A 22,509-nucleotide genomic window follows, 5' to 3' on the forward strand; every position below is an offset into this window, starting at 1 on the left:
CTTGGGGGAGGTGCCTATGCTCAATCAAGAACTGGAACTCAGTTTAAACATGGCTTTCGCCAGAGCGCGCGAGCACCGTCATGAGTTTATGACCGTCGAGCACTTGTTACTGGCACTGCTCAGTAACCCATCGGCCAGAGAAGCGCTGGAAGCGTGTTCTGTGGATCTGGTGGCGCTGCGTCAGGAACTCGAAGCCTTCATTGAACAAACTACACCCGTACTGCCTGCCAGTGAAGAAGAGCGCGACACCCAGCCCACGCTGAGTTTTCAACGTGTACTGCAACGTGCAGTCTTCCATGTACAGTCTTCTGGGCGCAGTGAAGTGACCGGTGCCAACGTGCTGGTAGCGATCTTCAGCGAACAGGAATCCCAGGCGGCCTATCTGCTGCGTAAGCACGAAGTCAGCCGTCTCGATGTGGTCAATTTTATTTCTCACGGCACGCGTAAAGATGAGCCGAGTCAGTCCTCTGATCCCGGCAATCAGCCTAATGGCGAAGAACAAGCTGGTGGGGAGGACCGTATGGAGAACTTCACGACTAACCTGAATCAGCTTGCTCGGGTAGGCGGGATTGATCCTCTGATTGGGCGAGAGAAAGAGCTGGAGCGTGCCATTCAGGTTCTGTGCCGTCGTCGTAAAAACAACCCGCTGCTGGTTGGGGAATCTGGCGTGGGTAAAACCGCGATTGCCGAAGGGCTGGCCTGGCGTATTGTGCAGGGCGAAGTGCCGGAAGTCATGGCGGATTGTACGATTTACTCGCTGGACATTGGTTCACTGCTGGCGGGAACCAAATATCGCGGTGATTTCGAAAAGCGGTTTAAAGCGCTGCTGAAACAGCTCGAACAGGATACCAATAGCATCCTGTTTATCGATGAGATCCACACCATTATCGGTGCGGGAGCGGCATCGGGTGGCCAGGTGGATGCGGCTAACCTGATCAAACCGCTGCTCTCTGGCGGCAAGATTCGGGTGATTGGTTCCACCACCTATCAGGAATTCAGCAACATTTTCGAGAAAGACCGTGCGTTAGCGCGTCGCTTCCAGAAAATCGATATTACTGAGCCGTCAGTGGAAGAGACCGTCCAGATCATTAATGGCCTGAAACCGAAGTATGAAGCGCACCACGATGTTCGCTATACGGCCAAAGCGGTACGTGCAGCCGTAGAGCTGGCGGTGAAATATATCAACGATCGTCATCTGCCGGATAAAGCGATTGACGTGATTGATGAAGCAGGTGCCCGTGCGCGACTGATGCCGGTGAGCAAGCGTAAGAAAACCGTCAACGTGGCGGACATTGAATCCGTCGTGGCCCGTATTGCGCGTATTCCGGAGAAAAGCGTGTCGCAAAGCGACCGTGATACGCTGCGTAACCTCGGCGATCGGCTGAAAATGTTGGTCTTTGGTCAGGACAAAGCCATTGAGGCGCTGACCGAAGCCATCAAAATGAGCCGTGCGGGGCTGGGACACGAGCATAAGCCGGTGGGGTCGTTCCTGTTCGCCGGTCCAACCGGGGTCGGTAAAACCGAGGTGACGGTGCAACTCTCGAAAGCCCTTGGCATTGAACTGCTGCGCTTTGATATGTCCGAGTATATGGAACGTCATACCGTGAGCCGCCTGATTGGTGCGCCTCCGGGATACGTTGGCTTTGACCAGGGCGGTCTGCTCACGGATGCGGTGATCAAGCATCCGCATGCGGTACTCCTGCTTGATGAAATTGAGAAAGCGCACCCGGACGTCTTTAACCTGCTGTTGCAGGTGATGGATAATGGTACGCTGACGGACAATAACGGACGTAAGGCGGATTTCCGTAACGTGGTTATGGTCATGACGACCAACGCCGGGGTACGCGAAACTGAACGCAAATCCATTGGCCTGATTCATCAGGACAACAGTACCGATGCGATGGGCGAAATCAAGAAAGTCTTTACGCCGGAGTTCCGTAACCGTCTCGACAACATTATCTGGTTCGAACACCTGTCTACTGAGGTGATCCATCAGGTTGTCGATAAGTTTATCGTCGAGCTTCAGGTTCAGTTGGATCAGAAAGGCGTCTCGCTGGAAGTGAGTCAGGATGCGCGTAACTGGCTGGCTGAGAAGGGCTATGATCGGGCCATGGGCGCACGTCCAATGGCGCGTGTGATTCAGGACAACCTGAAAAAACCGCTGGCTAACGAACTGCTGTTCGGTTCCCTGGTCGACGGCGGGCAGGTGACCGTTGCGCTGGATAAAGAAAAGAATGAGCTGACCTATGGTTTCCAGAGTGCGCAAAAGCACAAACCGGAAGCAGCGCATTAATTTCTGCTGAATGATAATAAACCAGGCCACACGGCCTGGTTTTTTTTGCTTATTTTAAATGGGATAAATATCCGATATACAAATGCAAAGAAGCTAATAATAAATATAGTTCATGAGCTATGGCATAAATATTTGTCAATTGCATTTGTATTGATGCATGTCAATTTTAAACACGCTTTTTGTTCTGTACTATTATCCGCATTAGTACTTGCTAATTGATTGCCTGGGTGATAGTGGTAAGGATATAAAATCATTTTGCGTGATATATTAGTATCTTGTTGTTATTCATTGTTTTTTAACTCATTGATTTATGGATTTTTATCGAAATAGGCGGGTGGGTAAGAGATGTTTTAATATTGATGGCAATGGTGAGGGATTCATATTTATGATTCACCAGAGGATAGAGCGTTGATGCATTTTGGCACTGCCATTAAACAATATTTAATTCTGAGAATAAATAATATTATTCATTGAAAAACCTACGTGTAAATCGTTGAAGCAAAGAACTAATGATATTGACTTGCTGTAACTTGAACTCACGCTTAATTATAAGTGGAAAGGGCAGGAACCGGATGAGCCGCTGATTTATGAACATCGAAATTAAAGGACTGACTTATGGCAAAGGCGCTAACTGCTGCCAAAATGGTTTCTGGGATGGTACTCGGACAAGATTCGGATGGTGTCATCAGTGCGAAGTACGGGAAAGGTGATACAGGGTGTTTACTGGTCGATGATCTGATGAGAAAAGCGATTAAGGGGCAGTGATGGATCACTATCTTGAGATTCGTGTGTTGTCCGATTCTGAATTAGATACCGACGTGCTAATGGCTACGCTGTTTACCAAACTGCATCGCGCGCTCGGAAAACGAGGGAAAGGCGATATCGGCGTCAGCTTTCCCCGGTTTGATATGACGCTGGGATCGTGTTTGCGCCTGCATGGCACATTGCAGGCTTTGCAGGAGCTTGAAGCAGGAGGCTGGCGTAAAGGATTCACGGACTATTGCCAGTGTTCGCCTGTTCAGCTTATTCCAGCCATTCAGGGATGGCGAACGGTGAGCCGGGTGCAGGATCGGCATACGCCGTTAAACGAACGGCCTGTGCCGCTGCCGTATGTCGATATCACTAGCTTGTCGAGTCAACAACAGTTCAGGCTATTTATTTGCCATGGCGAAGTAGCGCCTGTACCCGCTCATGGTACGTTCAATTATTATGGGTTAAGCACGACAGCGACGATTCCCTGGTTTTAATATGGCGTGTGGTTTGTAGGCCGGATAAGGCGGAGCCGCCATCCGGCAAATTGCCCGGTGGCGCTTTCGCTTACCGGGCCTACGGTCAGGAGTTCTTTTCCCCCTCAGGGAGAATATAAAAGAATAGAGCCGATACATAAGTACCGGCTCTATTCTGAAATATGGCGGTGAGGGGGGGATTGACTCGCTTTGCTCGCCCTACGGGCAACCCACTCACTACGTTCGTGGTTTGTCCAACTGGCTGCGCCAGTTGTCGAACCCCGGTCGGGTGTTCTCATCCCCCCTCAGGGAGAATATAAAAGAAAAGAGCCGATACATAAGTACCGGCTCTCATCTGAAATATGGCGGTGAGGGGGGGATTCGAACCCCCGATACGTTGCCGTATACACACTTTCCAGGCGTGCTCCTTCAGCCACTCGGACACCTCACCATATTGTATTATTGCCTGACCTCACAGGGGGCAACGGGGCGCTACTATAGGGAGTTGCGTGAAAACGGTCAAGCAGTATTTACGCTTTACTTCTCGTTTGGTTACGCAGTGTACACTTTCCTTTCGCGGCACGCTTTATACCCGTCATTCGTCAGGTTATCACCCGGATGACAGATACAAAAAAGGCCGGATAATCCGACCTTTTAATTTCTCTACGCCATTCGGGCGTGCAAACAATCAGCGACTACGGAAGACAATGCGGCCTTTGCTCAGGTCGTACGGGGTCAGTTCGACTGTCACTTTGTCGCCCGTCAGGATGCGGATGTAGTTTTTACGCATTTTACCGGAGATGTGTGCAGTAACCACGTGACCGTTTTCTAATTCTACGCGGAACATGGTGTTAGGTAACGTTTCGAGAACGGTACCCTGCATTTCAATATTGTCTTCTTTGGCCATCTAATCCTCTGGGGTATCACTACCGTAATTTGAACCGGCAAGATAATGCCGAAGTTCTTTAAATAAGTAAAGTTTTGCGCGATTAAAACACAGCAAAACAGATTTGGCACATTACTCCGGTTGCTTCAAAAAACACACAGCAAAGCCGCACTTGAAGCGCAACGTCTAAGGGAGCGATGAGATAAACGATGGGCGTTACCTGACGCGAAAGGATCCTTAACGGCAGTGGGGTAATGGGCTAAACCAACTCTGCGACGCAATTATAACACCCTGACAAAAAATGTGCCGAAAACATTCACCCCTGCGGCAAAAATAACGTCCTTGGTACCCAAAAGTGACTGGGCAGGCGCTGCTGGCGCAACGTATCAAGATGCACAAGATATTCTTTGCGTGCGATTTCAACAGCACCCAGCGATTCGGTATGGTTATTGAGCACCTGGCAGTCAATGAGTTTTCCGCCCTGACGAACAAATTCCGCACAAAAAACCAGCAGTGCCGTTTTCGAGGCATTTTCTTGTCGGCTGAACATCGACTCACCGCAAAATAATGCCCCTTGCGATACGCCATACATACCCCCAACCAGCTCATGATCACGCCACACTTCTATGGAATGTGCATGTCCCAGTTCATGCAGTCGGTGATAAGCCTCCACCACGCTGCGAGTGATCCAGGTGCCTTCGTCGCGGTCATTGGCACAGCCCTCGATAACCTGACCAAAGGCATAATTCAGCGTGACGCGATACGGTGAACGTTTATGAAAACGTTTCATGCTGCGACTGATATGAAACGTCGCGGGCCACAGAATAGCGCGGGGATCGGGCGACCACCAGAGTATCGGGTCGCCAGGTGAAAACCAGGGGAATATACCGCGCTGGTAGGCCATGAGCAGGCGCGCAGGACTGAGATCGCCTCCGAGGGCCAATAAACCGTTTGGCTCGCGTAAAGCGCCCTCCGGCGAAGGGAAGGCGAGAGTTGTACGGGACAGTTGCACCAGGCGCATGAAAGCAGAACTCCAGAACCGCAAGTTGGATCGTTCAATAATAGCTTACAGACGTTGCTTAAACTGGTAATAACGCCCTTGTCGCGCCAACAGATCTGCGTGATTACCTTGCTCAATAATTTGCCCGTTGTCCATCACTATTATTCGATCAAACCGGGATAAACCACGCAGACGGTGCGTCACCATCAGAACCGTTTTCTCGCGTATCACCTCTGCCAGTAAATCAAGGATCTGGCTTTCGGTAGTGGCATCAAGTCCTTCCGTGGGCTCATCCAGTAACATCAGCGGCGCATCGTGCAGTAGTCCCCTCGCAATAGCCAGACGACGCAGTTCGCCACCGGACAACTGGCGACCGCCTTCTCCCAGCCAGCTATTGAGTCCACTATCTTGGAGTAACTTTTCCAGACCGACGCGGGTAAGCATTCCCGCAAGTTCATCGTCGCTGGCATGAGGTGCCGCCAGCAGCAGATTGTCGCGCAGCGTGGCGCTGAACAGATGCACACGTTGCGGGACCACACTCATTGTCTGACGCAACGCCTGCTCATTCAGCGACGACAGCGGACTATCGTTGAGCAATATTTCACCCTCTTGTGGATCCCAGGCGCGGGTGAGCAGTTGCAGTAATGTCGATTTACCACAGCCAGTACGCCCGAGGATGGCAATGTGTTCCCCTGCCTTCACTTGCAGCGTGAAGGCGTCCAGTGCTTTTTGCCCCTGCTCAGGGTAGCTGAATGAGACATCACGCAGCGTTAACGCCACGTTATCAGTCACGTTCGTATCAGCAATGGGAAAGGTGACTTCAGGCTTCTGTTCGGTCAGTTCCGTAATACGCACCGCAGAGGCAATGACCTGACCCAGATGCTGAAACGCGCCGGTTACCGGCGCTAAGGCTTCAAAGGCGGCCAGAGCACAAAAAACAAACAGGGCAATCAGCGCGCCAGGCTGTGTATTTCCACCGACGCCGCCGGCTGCCATCCACAGCATCAGCACGACGGCAATGGCGCCAATAAGCAGCATTAATGCCTGAGAAAGCGCGGTCAGTTCAGACTGGCGGCGCTGCGCCTCATGCCACTGCAATTCGGTATTTTCCATCTGCGCACGGTACCGGTCGCTCGCGCCGAAGATTGTCAATTCTGCCTGTCCCTGAAGCCAGGCGGTGAGTTGCTGACGGTACTGTCCACGCAGGTGGGTCAGATTTTGTCCGGTCGTTTTACCGGCCCGATAAAATACCGGCGGCAGAATGAACAGCGTTAACAACATGATGCCGCCAAGGGTGAAGGCGAGCGTGCCATCGAAAACGCTCAGTCCAAGCGTGACCACCATAATCACCACAAATGCCCCAACCAGCGGGGAGATGACGCGCAGATAAAGGTGGTCAAGCGTATCGACATCGGCCACGACACGATTGAGCAAATCGCCCTGACGGAAACGAGTAAGCCCGGCAGGTGAGAGGGGAAGCAGTTTGCTAAATGTATGAATACGCAGGTGTTGCAATACGCGGAAGGTGGCGTCATGGCTCACCAGCCGCTCGAAGTAGCGTCCGGCAGTACGGGCAATTGCAGCCCCGCGCACCCCGGCGGCAGGCAGCATATAGTTAAAGCTGTAGAGCCCGGCGAAACCGGCCACCGCAGAGGCTGAGAGGAACCAGCCCGACAGCGTCAACAGACCGATACTGGCTAACAGCGTAGCTATCGCTAGCACAATTCCTAACGTCAACATCCATTTGTGACGTTTATAGAGCGTCAGATAAGGCAGCAAGGCACGCATTTAAATCTCCTCCTGACGATGAGCCAGCAGCGACGCAAAAGCGCCCTGAGCGGCACTGAGTTCGCTGTACGAACCCTGTTCAATAATCTGTCCGTCCTGCATAACCCAGACGGTGTCCCAGTCAGCCAGATCCTCCAGTTGATGCGTTACCATCAGCGTGGTTTGCCGCGTCGCCGCCAGTTTCAGCGCCTGCATCACGCGCTGTTCGCTATGGGCGTCAAGGCTCGCTGCGGGCTCATCGAGCAGAAGGAGTTTACACGGGCTTAGCAATGCTCGGGCGACAGCTACACGCTGTGCCTGACCAACGGAAAGACGCCCAGCCTGATCGCCGACGGGCGTATCAACGCCCTGTGGCAGCAGTGGCAAAAATTCGCTGACCCAGGCGTTATCAAGGGCCGTTTTCAGCTCAAGTTCTGTGGCATCTGGACGCGCCAGCAGGACATTATCCCGAATTGTCGCCGCAGGGAGTTGCGGATTTTGCCCCACCCAGGACAGATGTCGCCGCCAGGATTCTGGCGATAAATCGCGCAACTCTATGCCATTGATCCGCAGTGAGCCCTGGTAGGAGAGAAAACCAGAAAGAACGTTTAACAGAGAACTCTTACCGGAACCGCTGCGTCCGACCAGCACGGCGCGCTGCCCGGCGTGAAGGGTAAAGTTGAGTGGTCCCGCCAGCGTTTTGCCCTCAGGAGAGGCGATCACCAATGCTTCGGCTTCTATTGATATGGGATCACTGGTCGACAGTTCAACGTCGCCACGCTCCGGGTGGGCGAGTGGCGTTTCCATAAAGGTTTTCAGGCTGTCTGCTGCGCCGACCGCCTGCGCTTTAGCGTGATAAAACGTCCCCAGGTCACGCAGGGGCTGGAAAAACTCAGGGGCGAGAATGAGCGCCAGGAAGCCGGCAGCCAACGTCACGCCGGCACCGTAATGACCGAAATTGAGTTCGCCAAGATAGGAAAAACCAAAATATACCGCGACCAGTGCGATTGACAGCGAGGTGAAAAACTCCAGCACACCGGAAGATAAGAAGGCAAGGCGGAGAACTTCCATTGTCCGCTGGCGGAAATCTTGTGACGCTTTACGGATGCTCTCTGTTTCCGCTTCACCCCGGCCAAATATGCGCAGGGTATCCATACCGCGCAAGCGGTCGAGGAAATGCCCGCTCAGACGCGCCAGCGCAAGGAAATTACGCCGATTCGCATCGGCTGCGCCCATCCCGACCATCGCCATAAACAGCGGAATTAGCGGGGCAGTGCCCAGCAGGATCAGTGCGGCGGCCCAGTTGGAGGGAAATACCGCAGCGACAATTAACAATGGCACGCACACGGCCAGCGCCATTTGGGGTAAATAGCGGGCGTAGTAATCGTGCATATCATCGATTTGCTCAAGAACCAGAGTGGCCCAACTTCCGGCCGGTTTCCCCTGGATCCAGGCCGGTCCGGCCTGTTGCAGGCGATCGAGCACCTGACGGCGGATCTCAAAACGAATATGTTGCCCGGCATGAAAGCCGACGCGCTCACGCAACCACACGACCCAGGCGCGAAGAACAAAGACCAGCACCAGGACAACAAAAGGCATCAGGAGCGCCTCGCGTGGAATATTCTCCATGATCATGTGGTTAAGAATACGGGCCATGATCCAGGCCTGAGCGACAATCAGTAAACCACTCACGAACCCGAGTAGGCGGGAAAACATCAACCAACGTTGGGAAATAACGCTTTGCTGTTTTAACCAGCGGGTTAGCTCTTTTTGACGAGTTTTATTCATTGCGCACTTTGCAGGTGAGTTATCAGAATTTTTGGGCTCGGCAATGTTACAACGGGGCAAAAATAAAGGCGACCTATAGTCGCCTTATTTACTTTTGTTACTGATTTGTAAAACTTATTTACACGCGTCGGCTAAACCATCCAGATACCGTTCAGCGTCAAGTGCAGCCATACAGCCCGTACCGGCGGAGGTGATTGCCTGACGGTAAATATGGTCCATCACGTCGCCAGCAGCAAATACCCCAGGAATGCTGGTCTGGGTCGCGTTGCCGTGGATCCCGGACTGCACTTTGATGTAGCCATTTTCCAGCTCAAGCTGACCTTCGAAAATCGAGGTATTCGGGCTGTGTCCGATAGCAACGAAAAGACCTGCAACGTCCAGCGACTCAATGTTGTCGGCGTTCTGCGTATCGCGCAGGCGCAAACCTGTTACCCCCATCTGGTCGCCAGTCACTTCTTCAAGCGTACGATGGGTGTGCAGCACAATGTTGCCATTTTCAACTTTGTCCATCAGGCGCTTGATCAGGATTTTTTCCGCACGGAAGCTGTCGCGACGGTGAATCAGATGCACTTCTGCGGCGATATTCGCCAGATAAAGCGCTTCTTCAACTGCCGTGTTACCGCCGCCAATGACCGCGACTTTCTGGTTACGGTAGAAGAAACCATCGCAGGTCGCACAGGCGGAAACGCCGCGTCCTTTGAACGCCTCTTCTGAAGGAAGGCCGAGATAGCGAGCGGAAGCGCCAGTCGCGATGATTAACGCATCACAGGTGTATTCCGCGCTATCGCCCGTCAGACGGAACGGACGGTTTTGCAGATCGACTTTATTGATGTGATCAAAAATGATCTCAGTTTCAAATTTCGTTGCATGCTCATGCATGCGTTCCATCAGCAGCGGTCCGGTTAAATCACTCGGATCGCCAGGCCAGTTTTCCACTTCTGTTGTGGTGGTCAGTTGGCCGCCTTTTTCCATACCGGTAATCAGTACCGGTTGCAGGTTTGCGCGCGCGGCATACACCGCCGCGGTGTATCCAGCAGGGCCTGAACCCAGGATAAGCAGTTTACTGTGTTTGGTCGTGCCCATGAGATCCCCATAGTTGTTGGCAGACAATGGGCAGGATTGTAGGGAATTTACCGACGTAAAAAAAGAGTATGGCGATTTTGTTAACGATTTGTGTAATAGACAGGGGCGATGAGATAACAAATTTGCCGCTGCGCCATCATAAATTCTACTGAAAATCGGGCAGTTATCAGCTGATAAAATGACGATATAGCACCACTCGCCTGGAAGAACCGACATGTTGTACTAAAAATCGATGTTTTACTTTGACAATCCCCTGCTGTTTTGCGAAAACAGATGAGGAAGAAAAAAACAGTGTTATATGTGTGCCGCATAATCATGCATATATATCTCATGTTTACCGGACTAGCGAAATCTACGCATGGTGTGGACAGACGCCATTCGTGATGTCGATAGTCGCCGTCAGGCAACGGTCTTCTCACCATAGACCCGGGCATTGCGCGCCGTAAATCCTTTCGGTTACGGTCTATTGTGATGGGCATCGACTCTGGACAATGACGTTTATAGAGTCAGGCAGGAGTAGGGAAGGAATACAGAGAGACAATAATAATGGTAGATAGCAAAAAGCGCCCTGGCAAAGATCTCGACCGCATCGATCGTAACATTCTTAATGAGTTGCAAAAGGATGGGCGTATTTCCAACGTCGAGCTTTCTAAACGAGTGGGACTTTCCCCGACGCCTTGTCTTGAGCGTGTGCGTCGTCTGGAAAGACAGGGTTTCATTCAGGGCTATACGGCTCTGTTAAACCCGCATTATCTGGATGCATCACTTCTGGTATTTGTTGAGATTACTCTGAATCGTGGTGCGCCGGACGTGTTTGAGCAGTTTAACTCTGCTGTGCAAAAACTTGAAGAAATTCAAGAATGTCATTTAGTTTCCGGTGATTTCGACTACCTGTTGAAAACACGCGTACCGGATATGTCAGCCTACCGTAAGCTGTTAGGGGAAACCCTGCTGCGTCTGCCTGGCGTAAACGACACGCGTACTTATGTGGTCATGGAAGAAGTCAAACAGAGTAATCGTCTGGTTATTAAGACACGCTAATACGGAACAGGTGCAAAATCGATATATATTGATTACACTCCTGTTAATCCATACAGCAACAGTGCCGGGGAAACCCGGTGCTGTTGTCCGTTTTAGCATCAGGCAGGAAAAGCCTGAAACCTGGAGAGCCTTTTTTGAGCCAGGAATATACTGAAGACAAAGAAGTCACATTGACAAAGTTAAGCAGCGGGCGCCGACTTCTGGAGGCGTTGCTGATCCTTATTGCCCTTTTTGCCATCTGGTTGATGGCAGCCTTGCTGAGCTTTAACCCTTCGGATCCGAGCTGGTCGCAAACGGCCTGGCATGAGCCTATCCATAATCTGGGTGGGGCGCCTGGCGCCTGGCTGGCGGATACCCTGTTCTTCATTTTCGGGGTGATGGCATACACCATACCAGTCATCATCATTGGCGGCTGTTGGTTTGCCTGGCGACATCAGGCGAGCGACGACTATGTCGATTATTTCGCCGTTTCCCTGCGGATCATCGGCGTGCTGGCCCTTATTCTTACCTCTTGCGGTCTGGCCGCGATCAACGCCGATGATATCTGGTATTTCGCCTCCGGCGGGGTGATCGGTAGTCTGCTCAGTACCACATTGCAACCCTTACTTCGCAGCAGCGGTGGAACCATTACGCTGCTTTGCGTCTGGGCTGCTGGCCTGACGCTCTTTACCGGCTGGTCCTGGGTGACCATCGCCGAAAAGCTGGGCGGTTGGCTCCTTAATCTCTTAACCTTTGCCAGTAATCGTACCCGCCGTGACGACACGTGGGTGGAAGACGACGAATACGAAGATGACGAAGAGTACGAAGAAGCCGCCGATGGCGAGAAACGTGAATCCCGTCGGGCGCGTATTCTTCGCGGTGCGCTGGCGCGTCGTAAGCGGGTTGCCGAGAAGTTTATTAATCCACATGGTCGCCAGACCGATGCGGCGTTATTTTCCGGTAAACGAATGGATGATGACGATGTTGCGTACAGTGCGCACGATGTGGCGGCCGATCCTAACGATGTCCTGTTTTCCGGCCATCGCGCAACTCAGCCAGAATATGATGAATACGATCCGTTGCTGAGCGGCTATTCGGTGGCTGATCCTGTGGTAGCGCCTGTTACGGCAACGCAACCCTGGTCCGAGCAGGTCGATCCGCTACTGCAAACGTCAATCTCGCCTGAGGCTGAGCCTGTTCCGGTGCAACCTGCCGTTGAGTGGCAGTCAGTTCCTGGGCCGCAAACTGCGGAGCCGGTAATTGCGCCAACGCCACATGGCTATGTGCCGCAACAGCAGCCTGTGCCTCCGCAGGAACCCGTTCGCGAGCAGCAGACGACATATCAGCCGAACTCCACGTTCCAGCAGCCGTCAGCATATCAACAACAACCTACCTTCCAACAGGCGCCAGAAGTTGAACAACCGCCTGTCGCAGAACCCGAACCGCCTGTGGAAGAGGTTAAACCGGTCCGTCCGCCGCTGTACTATTTTGAAGAAGTTGAGGCGCAGCGCGCGCGTGAGCGTGAGCAACTGGCGGCATGGTATCAACCGATTCCAGAGCCAGCCAAAGAGCCTGAACCGGTGAAGCCGTCGGTTTCCATGCCATCATCTGTTCCGCCTGTTGAAGCCGCAGCGATTGCACCTGTGGCCGCCAGTGTGAAAGATGCCACGTTAGCCGCCGGCAGTGCCGCTACCGCCCCGGTATTTAGTCTGGCCAATGACGGAATGCCACGCCCACAGGTGAAAGAGGGGATTGGTCCGCAGTTGCCGCGTCCAAACCGCGTACGCGTACCGACCCGTCGTGAGCTGGCATCATACGGGATAAAATTACCTTCTCAGCGTATGGCGGAAGAAAGAGCGCGCGAAGCGGGAATGCAGGAATCGCATTACAGCGATGATGAAATCGATGCGATGCAGCAGGATGAACTGGCCCGCCAGTTCGCGCAGTCGCAGCAAACTCGCTATGGCGAAGAATATCAGTCCGATGCGCCGCAGGTTGATGATGAGGACGCCGCTGCCGAAGCAGAGCTGGCGCGTCAGTTTGCCTCGTCGCAGCAGCAGCGCTATTCCGGTGAGCAGCCAACGGGCGCTAATCCTTTCTCGCTGGATGATTTCGACTTTTCACCGATGAAAACGCTGGTGGATGAAGGTCCGCATGAACCTTTATTTACCCCAGGCGTGATGCCTGAACCGGTGCAACAGCCGCAGTACCAGCAGCCAGCACAGCCGGTGGCACCACAGCCGCACTATCAGCAGCCACAACAGCCGGTAGCGCCGCCGCCGCAGCAACTTCAGCAGCAACAGCCGGTAGCGCCGCCGCCGCAGGAAATTCTGATCCATCCGCTGCTGATGCGTAACGGCGACAGCCGTCCGCTGCAAAAACCGACGACGCCGCTGCCTTCTTTGGATCTGTTAACGCCACCGCCGAGCGAAGTCGAACCCGTTGATACCTTCGCGCTTGAGCAAATGGCGCGTCTGGTGGAAGCTCGTCTGGCTGATTTCCGTATCAAAGCGGACGTGGTGAACTACTCTCCTGGCCCGGTTATCACGCGTTTTGAGCTGAATCTGGCGCCGGGCGTGAAGGCTGCGCGCATTTCCAACCTCTCGCGTGACCTGGCGCGTTCACTTTCGACCATTGCGGTGCGCGTGGTGGAAGTGATTCCTGGCAAACCTTATGTTGGACTGGAACTGCCGAATAAAAAGCGCCAGACCGTATATCTGCGTGAAGTTCTGGATAACGCGAAGTTCCGCGATAATCCGTCGCCGCTGACTGTGGTACTGGGTAAAGATATCGCCGGCGATCCTGTCGTGGCCGATCTCGCGAAAATGCCTCACCTGCTGGTAGCGGGTACCACGGGTTCCGGTAAATCGGTCGGTGTAAACGCCATGATCCTCAGCATGCTCTATAAAGCGCAGCCGGAAGACGTTCGTTTCATCATGATCGACCCGAAAATGCTGGAGCTGTCGGTTTACGAAGGTATTCCACATCTGCTGACGGAAGTCGTGACGGATATGAAAGACGCCGCCAACGCTCTGCGCTGGAGCGTGAATGAGATGGAGCGCCGCTATAAGCTGATGTCCGCGCTCGGCGTGCGCAATCTTGCCGGTTACAACGAGAAAATTGCCGAAGCGGCACGCATGGGACGTCCGATTCCGGATCCGTACTGGAAGCCGGGCGATAGCATGGATGCCCAGCATCCGGTGCTGGAAAAACTGCCATATATCGTGGTGCTGGTGGATGAATTCGCCGACCTGATGATGACCGTTGGTAAGAAAGTGGAGGAGCTGATTGCCCGACTGGCGCAGAAAGCGCGTGCGGCAGGTATCCACCTCGTCCTGGCAACGCAGCGTCCTTCTGTTGACGTCATTACCGGGCTTATCAAAGCTAACATACCGACGCGTATTGCCTTTACGGTATCCAGTAAGATTGACTCACGCACTATCCTCGACCAGGGCGGCGCAGAGTCGTTACTTGGCATGGGGGATATGCTCTATTCCGGGCCGAACTCCACCATGCCCGTGCGCGTTCACGGCGCGTTTGTTCGCGATCAGGAAGTCCACGCTGTGGTTCAGGACTGGAAGGCGCGCGGACGTCCGCAATACGTTGATGGCATCACCTCCGAAAGTGAAAGTGAAGGCGGCGGCGGTGGCTTTGACGGCGGCGAAGAGTTAGATCCCTTATTCGATCAGGCCGTCAATTTTGTGACCGAGAAGCGCAAGGCATCAATCTCTGGCGTACAGCGCCAGTTCCGTATCGGTTATAACCGCGCGGCGCGGATCATTGAACAGATGGAAGCGCAGGGGATTGTCAGCGAGCAGGGCCATAACGGCAATCGTGAAGTGCTGGCGCCCCCGCCATTTGAATAAACACCCAGGCCGGATCGAGCGCCAGCCGCCATCCGGTAAAATAGGAATAGCAATGAAGAAAATCGCCATCACCTGTGCATTACTCTCAGGGTTTGTTGTAAGCAGCGTTTGGGCGGATGCCGCCAGCGATCTGAAAAGTCGACTGGATAAGGTCAGTAGCTTCCATGCCAGCTTCACTCAGAAAGTCACAGATGGCAGCGGTGCTGCTGTGCAGGAAGGTCAGGGAGATTTGTGGGTTAAGCGTCCGAACCTGTTTAACTGGCACATGACCCAGCCTGATGAAAGTATTCTGGTCTCTGATGGGAAGACGCTTTGGTTCTTCAACCCGTTTGTCGAACAGGCAACGGCGACCTGGTTGAAAGACGCAACCGGGAACACACCATTTATGCTGATTGCCCGTAACCAGTCCAGCGACTGGCAACAATACAATATTAAGCAAAACGGTGATGATTTCGTACTGACGCCGAAAACCAGCAACGGTAACCTGAAACAGTTCACCATCAACGTGGGCCGCGACGGGACGATTCATCAATTCAGCGCCGTTGAACAGGACGACCAGCGCAGCAGCTATCAGTTGAAATCTCAGCAGAATGGCGCGGTCGAAGCATCAAAATTCACCTTTACACCACCGCAGGGCGTAACGGTAGACGATCAACGTAAGTAGAGGCGTGAGTGAGCAATCTGTCGCTCGATTTTTCGGATAACACCTTTCAGCCACTGGCCGCGCGGATGCGGCCAGAAAATTTAGCGCAGTATATTGGTCAGCAGCATCTGCTGGCCGCAGGTAAGCCATTGCCGCGCGCTATTGAAGCCGGACATCTGCACTCCATGATTTTATGGGGGCCGCCAGGCACCGGTAAAACCACCCTTGCCGAAGTGATTGCCCGCTATGCGAATGCCGACGTCGAGCGGATTTCTGCGGTAACTTCCGGTGTGAAAGAGATCCGCGAAGCGATAGAGCGCGCTCGCCAGAATCGTAACGCCGGGCGGCGTACCATCCTGTTTGTCGACGAAGTGCATCGCTTTAATAAAAGCCAACAGGATGCGTTCTTACCGCACATTGAGGACGGCACGATTACCTTTATCGGGGCAACCACCGAAAACCCGTCATTTGAATTGAACTCAGCGCTGTTATCGCGGGCGCGCGTCTATTTGCTCAAATCGTTGACCACCGACGACATCGAGCATGTTCTCCGCCAGGCAATGGAAGACAAGGCGCGTGGCTACGGGGGTCAGGATATCGTCTTACCGGATGAAACCTGTAAAGCCATTGCTGAGCTGGTCAACGGTGATGCGCGCCGGGCGCTAAATACCCTGGAAATGATGGCTGACATGGCGGAAGTGGATGACAGCGGAAAACGCGTCCTTTTGCCTGCCTTGCTGACCGAAATTGCCGGAGAGCGCAGCGCGCGCTTCGACAATAAGGGTGACCGTTTTTACGATCTCATCTCCGCGCTGCATAAGTCGGTGCGCGGCAGCGCGCCGGATGCGGCACTGTACTGGTATGCGAGGATTATCACTGCAGGCGGCGATCCGCTGTATGTTGCACGCCGCTGCCTGGCTATTGCTTCGGAAGATGTTGGCAACGCCGATCCGCGCGCCATGCAGGTTGCTATTTCCGCCTGGGACTGTTTTACCCGAGTGGGGCCAGCGGAAGGGGAGCGGGCTATTGCGCAGGCGATTGTTTACCTTGCCTGCGCGCCGAAGAGTAATGCGGTCTATACTGCCTTTAAAGCGGCGCTGTCCGATGCACGTGAGCGCCCCGATTATGACGTCCCGGTTCATCTGCGCAATGCGCCAACCAAATTGATGAAAGAAATGGGTTACGGGCAGGAATATCGTTACGCCCATGATGAACCGAATGCTTACGCTGCCGGAGAAGAATATTTCCCGCAGGAGATGGCACAAACGCGCTATTATCACCCCACCAACAGAGGTCTTGAGGGCAAGATTGGCGAAAAGCTCGCCTGGCTCGCCGGACAGGATCAAAATAGCCCTATAAAACGCTACCGTTAGTGCAGGCGTTGCGGTAATGTTGGCAGTGTTCCCTGTGGCCGCAGGCTGTGGTCACATTTTCCCTTTTTAATTCGATAAGCACAGGATAAGCATGCTCGATCCCAATCTGCTGCGTAATGAGCCAGACGCAGTCGCTGAAAAACTGGCACGCCGGGGCTTTAAGCTGGATGTAGATAAGCTACGCGCTCTTGAAGAGCGTCGTAAAGTTTTGCAGGTCAATACTGAAAACCTGCAGGCAGAGCGTAACTCTCGATCGAAATCCATCGGCCAGGCAAAAGCGCGCGGGGAAGATATCGAGCCTTTACGTCTGGAAGTGAACAAGCTGGGTGAAGAGCTGGATGCCGCGAAAGCTGAGCTGGATGTTTTACAGGCTGAGATTCGCGATATTGCCCTGACCATTCCGAACCTGCCTGCCGACGAAGTGCCAGTCGGTAAAGACGAGAACGATAACATCGAAGTCAGCCGCTGGGGTACCCCGCGTGAATTTGATTTCGAGGTTCGCGACCACGTCACCCTTGGCGAAATGCATTCCGGTCTGGACTTTGCCGCCGCCGTGAAGCTGACGGGTTCTCGCTTCGTCGTCATGAAAGGGCAGATTGCCCGTATGCACCGTGCGCTCTCCCAGTTCATGCTGGATCTGCATACCGAGCAGCATGGCTACAGCGAAAATTACGTCCCATACCTGGTTAACCACGACACGCTGTACGGTACCGGACAACTGCCGAAATTTGCCGGCGATCTGTTCCATACGCGTCCGCTGGAAGAAGAGGCCGACAGCAGCAACTATGCGCTGATTCCGACCGCTGAAGTGCCGCTGACCAACCTCGTTCGTGATGAAATCATCGACGAAGATCAACTGCCGATTAAAATGACCGCGCATACGCCGTGCTTCCGCTCTGAAGCGGGCTCTTACGGTCGTGATACCCGCGGTTTGATCCGTATGCACCAGTTCGATAAAGTCGAAATGGTCCAGATCGTTCGTCCTGAAGATTCGATGGCGGCGCTGGAAGAAATGACGGGCCATGCGGAAAAAGTACTGCAACTGCTCGGTCTGCCGTATCGTAAAATTATTCTTTGTACCGGTGATATGGGCTTCGGCGCATGCAAAACCTACGATCTGGAAGTGTGGGTCCCGGCGCAGAATACCTATCGCGAGATCTCTTCCTGCTCTAACGTCTGGGATTTCCAGGCGCGCCGGATGCAGGCTCGCTGCCGCAGCAAGTCCGACAAAAAGACCCGCCTGGTTCATACTCTGAACGGCTCCGGTCTGGCAGTAGGTCGTACTCTGGTTGCAGTGATGGAAAACTACCAGCAGGCCGATGGCCGCATCGAAGTGCCGGAAGTCCTGCGTCCGTATATGAACGGACTGGAATATATCGGCTAATTCTGGCTTTTTCTTTTCTTAAAAGCGCCCTTTGGGGCGCTTTTTTTATGCCTGCTTGACGTCGGACAATAACCGTTACCCCCTAAGGGGTAATATTACCTTCGAATGAAACTCAACATCCTGGGCTGTGATTCAGCCTGTTCGCTATACGTCGTTATGTTACTACTCAAAAAATAAAACCCGTCTTTGCCTTATTACTGTAAGCATGCAGAGTGAGCCTTTATGAAAACTAAGATCCCCGATGCCGTACTGGCAGCAGAGGTGAGTCGTCGCGGTTTAGTCAAATCGACGGCGATCGGCGGTCTGGCTATGGCCAGCAGCGCGTTTACCCTGCCATTTACCCGAATCGCGAATGCCGCAGAGGCGATGAACCCAGCGGCCGCCAACGAAAAAGTGATCTGGAGCGCATGTACCGTTAACTGCGGCAGTCGCTGTCCACTGCGGATGCACGTTGTTGATGGCGAAATTAAGTACGTTGAAACCGATAACACCGGCGAAGATAACTACGATGGCCTTCACCAGGTACGCGCTTGTCTTCGTGGACGCTCAATGCGTCGTCGCGTCTATAACCCGGATCGTCTGAAGTACCCGATGAAACGCGTCGGCAAGCGCGGAGAGGGGAAATTCGAACGCATCAGCTGGGACGAAGCTTACGATATCATCGCCAGCAATATGCAACGCTTAATCAAAGATTTCGGCAACGAATCTATCTATCTGAACTATGGCACCGGTACGTTAGGCGGTACGTTAACTCGCTCATGGCCGCCGGGTAAAACGCTGGTTGCACGTCTGATGAACTGCTGTGGCGGCTATCTTAACCACTATGGCGACTACTCTTCCGCACAGATTGCCGCAGGGTTGAATTACACCTACGGTGGTTGGGCTGATGGTAACAGCCCGTCTGATATCGAAAACAGTAAGTTGGTGGTGCTGTTTGGCAACAATCCCGGTGAAACGCGGATGAGCGGCGGCGGGGTGACCTATTACCTGGAGCAGGCGCGGCAAAAATCCAGGGCGCGTATGATCATTATCGACCCGCGTTATACCGATACTGGGGCAGGTCGTGAAGATGAGTGGATCCCGATCCGTCCGGGTACCGATGCGGCGTTAGTCAATGCGCTCGCGTACGTTCTGATTACCGAAAATTTGGTCGACCAACCGTTCCTTGATAAATATTGCGTCGGATACGACGAGAAGACGCTGCCCGCCAGTGCGCCAAAAAACGGCCATTATAAAGCCTACATTCTGGGCGAAGGGAAAGACGGTACGCCGAAGACGCCAGAATGGGCTGCGCAGATTACCGGTATTCTCGCAGAACGCATTATCAAACTGGCACGCGAAATCGGTAGTGCCAAACCGGCTTACATCAGCCAGGGGTGGGGACCACAGCGTCATGCGAACGGTGAAATCGCAACCCGTGCTATTTCCATGCTGGCGATCCTGACCGGAAATGTAGGGATTAATGGCGGGAACAGCGGCGCGCGCGAAGGTTCTTACTCTTTGCCTTTTGAACGCATGCCAACGCTGGAAAATCCGGTTGAAACCAGTATCTCCATGTTTATGTGGACTGACGCCATTGAGCGCGGCCCGGAAATGACCGCGCTTCGCGATGGTGTGCGTGGGAAAGATAAGCTGGATGTACCGATTAAGATGATCTGGAACTACGCGGGTAACTGCCTGATTAACCAGCATTCTGAAATCAATCGTACCCATGAAATCCTCCAGGATGATAAGAAGTGCGAAATGATTGTGGTCATCGACTGCCATATGACTTCATCGGCAAAATATGCCGATATCCTGTTGCCAGACTGCACCGCGTCTGAGCAGATGGATTTCGCACTGGATGCCTCCTGCGGCAATATGTCCTATGTGATTTTCAACGATCGCGCAATCAAACCCTATTTTGAATGTAAGACCATCTATGAAATGACCAGCGATCTGGCGAAGCGCCTTGGGGTTGAGCAGCAGTTCACCGAAGGACGGACTCAGGAAGAGTGGATGCGTCATCTGTATGAGCAATCACGCAAAGCGATACCGGAACTGCCAACCTTTGAAGAGTTCCGCAAGCAGGGGATCTTTAAAAAGCGCGATCCGGAAGGGCATCACGTTGCGTACAAGGCGTTCCGTGAAGATCCGCAGGCCAATCCGCTGACCACACCGTCAGGAAAAATCGAAATCTACTCACAGGCGCTGGCAGACATCGCGGCGAGCTGGGAGCTACCCGAGGGCGATGTGATCGATCCGTTACCGATCTACACGCCGGGTTTTGAGAGTTATAACGACCCGCTGACCAGAGATTACCCGCTGCAGTTGACCGGCTTTCACTATAAATCCCGCGTTCACTCCACCTACGGCAACGTTGACGTCCTGAAAGCCGCCTGCCGCCAGGAAATGTGGATTAACCCGCTTGATGCGCAAAAACGGGGTATCAGCAATGGCGACAAAGTCCGCATCTTTAACGGCCGCGGTGAACTGCATATCGAGGCGAAAGTCACGCCACGTATGATGCCAGGCGTGGTGGCATTAGGAGAAGGGGCCTGGTATGACCCGGATTTGAAACGCATCGACCAGGGCGGCTGTATTAACGTTCTGACCACGCAGCGTCCGTCTCCGCTTGCCAAGGGGAACCCATCACATACGAACCTTGTTCAGGTTGAGAAGGTGTAAGGAGTAACCGATGACAACCCAATATGGATTTTTTATTGACTCCAGTCGTTGCACCGGTTGTAAAACCTGCGAACTGGCCTGTAAAGACTACAAAGACTTAACCCCCGACGTCAGCTTCCGCCGCATCTATGAATATGCTGGCGGCGACTGGCAGGAAGACAACGGTGTCTGGAATCAGAACGTCTTTGCTTACTATCTGTCGATTGCCTGCAACCACTGCGAAGATCCGGCCTGTACCAAGGTTTGCCCAAGCGGGGCGATGCATAAGCGGGAAGATGGCTTTGTGGTCGTGGATGAGGATATTTGCATAGGCTGTCGCTATTGCCATATGGCCTGTCCATATGGTGCGCCACAGTACAATGCGGCCAAAGGTCATATGACCAAATGCGACGGCTGTCATGAGCGGGTAGCGGACGGTAAGAAACCGATTTGTGTGGAGTCCTGTCCGCTGCGTGCACTGGACTTCGGACCCATCGATGAATTACGCAAAACGCATGGTGAACTGGCGGCTGTTGCTCCGCTACCGGGGGCGCATTTCACCAAACCGTGCATTGTTATAAAACCTAATGATAACAGTCGCCCAACGGGTGATACCACGGGTTATCTGGCAAACCCGAAGGAGGTGTAAGATGGGAAGTGGATGGCATGAATGGCCGCTGATGATCTTCACGATCTTCGGGCAATGTGTCGTTGGGGGCTTTATCGTTCTGGCACTGGCGCTGATGAAAGGCGAACTTCGCAGCGACGCGCAGCAGCGCGTGATAAACGGCATGTTCGCTCTGTGGGTTCTGATGGGCATCGGCTTTATCGCGTCTATGCTGCATCTGGGATCACCGATGCGGGCATTTAACTCGCTAAACCGGGTCGGTTCTTCAGCGTTAAGTAATGAAATTGCCAGCGGTTCCATTTTCTTCGCCATTGGCGGGATCGGCTGGTTACTGTGCGTGCTTAAAAAAATGACACCGTCGCTGCGCACTCTGTGGCTGGCGCTGACCATGATTCTGGGCGTGCTCTTCGTCTGGATGATGGTGCGCGTATATAACAGCATTGATACAGTGCCCACCTGGTATAGCATCTGGACGCCGGTGGGCTTCTTCCTGACGCTGTTTATGGCGGGACCGTTGCTGGGTTATCTGCTTCTGCGTTTAGCGGGCGTGGATGGCTGGGCGATGCGCCTGTTGCCTGCTGTTTCGCTGTTGGCGCTGATGGTCAGTGCGGTAATGTCTGTGATGCAGGGGGCTGAACTGGCGACCATTCACAGTTCAATCCAACAGGCGTCTACGCTGGTGCCTGACTATGGCTCACTGATGGCGTGGCGTATCGTGGTGCTGGCGGCGGCACTGTGCTGCTGGATTGTGCCCCAGCTTAAAGGCTATCAGCCTGCGGTTCCGCTGCTTTCAGTGGCGTTCATTCTCATGCTGGTGGGAGAACTGATTGGGCGCGGCGTGTTCTACGGCCTGCATATGACCGTGGGCGTGGCGGTAGCGAGTTAATCCGCAATATGCCGGATGGT

The 22,509-nt window shown here is 53.5% G+C and carries 16 protein-coding genes, 1 tRNA gene and 1 pseudogene; 11 read left to right on the plus strand and 7 right to left on the minus strand.

Annotated elements, in window-relative coordinates:
- The first annotated feature begins 16 nt into the window (after positions 1 to 16).
- The 3 genes from clpA to cas6f all read left to right on the plus strand — a co-directional run bounded on the left by clpA (position 17) and on the right by cas6f (position 3,540).
- On the plus strand, positions 17 to 2,293 hold the full coding sequence (gene clpA / locus HVY19_RS07600) for an ATP-dependent Clp protease ATP-binding subunit ClpA (protein ID WP_181683726.1): 2,277 nt from the start codon (positions 17 to 19) through the stop codon (positions 2,291 to 2,293).
- Positions 2,294 to 2,908: 615 nt separating this feature from the next.
- Positions 2,909 to 3,058 (plus strand): hypothetical protein, encoded by a 150-nt coding sequence (locus tag HVY19_RS07605; protein WP_181683727.1) that lies wholly within the window; start codon positions 2,909 to 2,911, stop codon positions 3,056 to 3,058.
- Positions 3,058 to 3,540 (plus strand): type I-F CRISPR-associated endoribonuclease Cas6/Csy4, encoded by a 483-nt coding sequence (gene cas6f / locus HVY19_RS07610; RefSeq protein WP_181683728.1) that lies wholly within the window; start codon positions 3,058 to 3,060, stop codon positions 3,538 to 3,540. The genes HVY19_RS07605 and cas6f overlap by 1 nt, the downstream gene beginning before the upstream one ends.
- Positions 3,541 to 3,882: 342 nt before the next feature.
- Here the strand turns inward: cas6f and HVY19_RS07615 are convergent.
- The 7 genes and pseudogenes from HVY19_RS07615 to trxB all read right to left on the minus strand — a co-directional run bounded on the left by HVY19_RS07615 (position 3,883) and on the right by trxB (position 10,043).
- A tRNA-Ser gene (locus HVY19_RS07615) sits at positions 3,883 to 3,970 on the minus strand.
- 237 nt (positions 3,971 to 4,207) lie between these two features.
- Positions 4,208 to 4,426, minus strand: a complete 219-nt coding sequence (infA, locus tag HVY19_RS07620) for a translation initiation factor IF-1 (RefSeq protein WP_001040187.1) — start codon at positions 4,424 to 4,426, stop codon at positions 4,208 to 4,210.
- Positions 4,354 to 4,721 (minus strand): annotated as a pseudogene (locus HVY19_RS07625) (hypothetical protein). The gene infA and the pseudogene HVY19_RS07625 overlap by 73 nt, the downstream one beginning before the upstream one ends.
- On the minus strand, positions 4,722 to 5,426 hold the full coding sequence (gene aat, locus HVY19_RS07630; RefSeq protein ID WP_181683729.1) for a leucyl/phenylalanyl-tRNA--protein transferase: 705 nt from the start codon (positions 5,424 to 5,426) through the stop codon (positions 4,722 to 4,724).
- Between the two features lie 45 nt (positions 5,427 to 5,471).
- Positions 5,472 to 7,193 (minus strand): cysteine/glutathione ABC transporter ATP-binding protein/permease CydC, encoded by a 1,722-nt coding sequence (cydC, locus tag HVY19_RS07635; RefSeq protein WP_181683730.1) that lies wholly within the window; start codon positions 7,191 to 7,193, stop codon positions 5,472 to 5,474.
- The gene (gene cydD / locus HVY19_RS07640; protein WP_181683731.1) at positions 7,194 to 8,960 is read right to left on the minus strand and encodes a cysteine/glutathione ABC transporter permease/ATP-binding protein CydD; all 1,767 of its coding nucleotides are present in this window, start codon (positions 8,958 to 8,960) and stop codon (positions 7,194 to 7,196) included.
- Positions 8,961 to 9,074: 114 nt separating this feature from the next.
- A complete protein-coding gene (gene trxB / locus HVY19_RS07645) occupies positions 9,075 to 10,043 on the minus strand; it encodes a thioredoxin-disulfide reductase (protein ID WP_181683732.1) in 969 nt (322 codons plus the stop codon).
- 546 nt (positions 10,044 to 10,589) lie between these two features.
- Here trxB and lrp point away from each other — a divergent pair.
- The 8 genes from lrp (at position 10,590) to HVY19_RS07685 (ending at position 22,489) form a co-directional block, all read left to right on the plus strand.
- Complete coding sequence (lrp, locus tag HVY19_RS07650; RefSeq protein WP_002439523.1) at positions 10,590 to 11,084, plus strand: leucine-responsive transcriptional regulator Lrp; 495 nt, start codon at positions 10,590 to 10,592, stop codon at positions 11,082 to 11,084.
- 134 nt (positions 11,085 to 11,218) lie between these two features.
- Positions 11,219 to 14,929 carry a DNA translocase FtsK 4TM domain-containing protein gene (locus HVY19_RS07655; protein ID WP_181683733.1) on the plus strand — a complete coding sequence of 1,237 codons (3,711 nt, stop codon included), beginning with the start codon at positions 11,219 to 11,221 and terminating at the stop codon, positions 14,927 to 14,929.
- Between the two features lie 52 nt (positions 14,930 to 14,981).
- Positions 14,982 to 15,593 (plus strand): outer membrane lipoprotein chaperone LolA, encoded by a 612-nt coding sequence (gene lolA, locus HVY19_RS07660; protein WP_181683734.1) that lies wholly within the window; start codon positions 14,982 to 14,984, stop codon positions 15,591 to 15,593.
- Between the two features lie 8 nt (positions 15,594 to 15,601).
- Positions 15,602 to 16,945, plus strand: coding sequence for a replication-associated recombination protein RarA (gene rarA, locus HVY19_RS07665; RefSeq protein WP_181683735.1), 1,344 nt, complete (start codon positions 15,602 to 15,604; stop codon positions 16,943 to 16,945).
- Between the two features lie 91 nt (positions 16,946 to 17,036).
- Complete coding sequence (gene serS / locus HVY19_RS07670; RefSeq protein WP_181683736.1) at positions 17,037 to 18,329, plus strand: serine--tRNA ligase; 1,293 nt, start codon at positions 17,037 to 17,039, stop codon at positions 18,327 to 18,329.
- A 222-nt stretch (positions 18,330 to 18,551) separates the two neighbouring features.
- Positions 18,552 to 20,996 (plus strand): dimethylsulfoxide reductase subunit A, encoded by a 2,445-nt coding sequence (gene dmsA / locus HVY19_RS07675; protein WP_181683737.1) that lies wholly within the window; start codon positions 18,552 to 18,554, stop codon positions 20,994 to 20,996.
- Between the two features lie 10 nt (positions 20,997 to 21,006).
- Positions 21,007 to 21,624, plus strand: coding sequence for a DMSO/selenate family reductase complex B subunit (locus tag HVY19_RS07680; RefSeq protein ID WP_181683738.1), 618 nt, complete (start codon positions 21,007 to 21,009; stop codon positions 21,622 to 21,624).
- Between the two features lies 1 nt (position 21,625).
- Complete coding sequence (locus tag HVY19_RS07685) at positions 21,626 to 22,489, plus strand: dimethyl sulfoxide reductase anchor subunit family protein (protein ID WP_181683739.1); 864 nt, start codon at positions 21,626 to 21,628, stop codon at positions 22,487 to 22,489.
- Positions 22,490 to 22,509 lie beyond the last annotated feature (20 nt).

This window comes from Citrobacter sp. RHB25-C09 (assembly GCF_013836145.1).
In the GTDB taxonomy this organism is placed as follows: domain Bacteria; phylum Pseudomonadota; class Gammaproteobacteria; order Enterobacterales; family Enterobacteriaceae; genus Citrobacter_A.

Bases quoted from the DNA above. Each gene is read 5' to 3' on its own strand.
- clpA (WP_181683726.1), top strand. From the start codon at position 17: ATGCTCAATCAAGAACTGGAACTCAGTTTAAACATGGCTTTCGCCAGA.
- HVY19_RS07605 (WP_181683727.1), top strand. From the start codon at position 2,909: ATGGCAAAGGCGCTAACTGCTGCCAAAATGGTTTCTGGGATGGTACTC.
- cas6f (WP_181683728.1), top strand. From the start codon at position 3,058: ATGGATCACTATCTTGAGATTCGTGTGTTGTCCGATTCTGAATTAGAT.
- infA (WP_001040187.1), bottom strand. From the start codon at position 4,426: ATGGCCAAAGAAGACAATATTGAAATGCAGGGTACCGTTCTCGAAACG.
- aat (WP_181683729.1), bottom strand. From the start codon at position 5,426: ATGCGCCTGGTGCAACTGTCCCGTACAACTCTCGCCTTCCCTTCGCCG.
- cydC (WP_181683730.1), bottom strand. From the start codon at position 7,193: ATGCGTGCCTTGCTGCCTTATCTGACGCTCTATAAACGTCACAAATGG.
- cydD (WP_181683731.1), bottom strand. From the start codon at position 8,960: ATGAATAAAACTCGTCAAAAAGAGCTAACCCGCTGGTTAAAACAGCAA.
- trxB (WP_181683732.1), bottom strand. From the start codon at position 10,043: ATGGGCACGACCAAACACAGTAAACTGCTTATCCTGGGTTCAGGCCCT.
- lrp (WP_002439523.1), top strand. From the start codon at position 10,590: ATGGTAGATAGCAAAAAGCGCCCTGGCAAAGATCTCGACCGCATCGAT.
- lolA (WP_181683734.1), top strand. From the start codon at position 14,982: ATGAAGAAAATCGCCATCACCTGTGCATTACTCTCAGGGTTTGTTGTA.
- serS (WP_181683736.1), top strand. From the start codon at position 17,037: ATGCTCGATCCCAATCTGCTGCGTAATGAGCCAGACGCAGTCGCTGAA.
- dmsA (WP_181683737.1), top strand. From the start codon at position 18,552: ATGAAAACTAAGATCCCCGATGCCGTACTGGCAGCAGAGGTGAGTCGT.
- HVY19_RS07680 (WP_181683738.1), top strand. From the start codon at position 21,007: ATGACAACCCAATATGGATTTTTTATTGACTCCAGTCGTTGCACCGGT.
- HVY19_RS07685 (WP_181683739.1), top strand. From the start codon at position 21,626: ATGGGAAGTGGATGGCATGAATGGCCGCTGATGATCTTCACGATCTTC.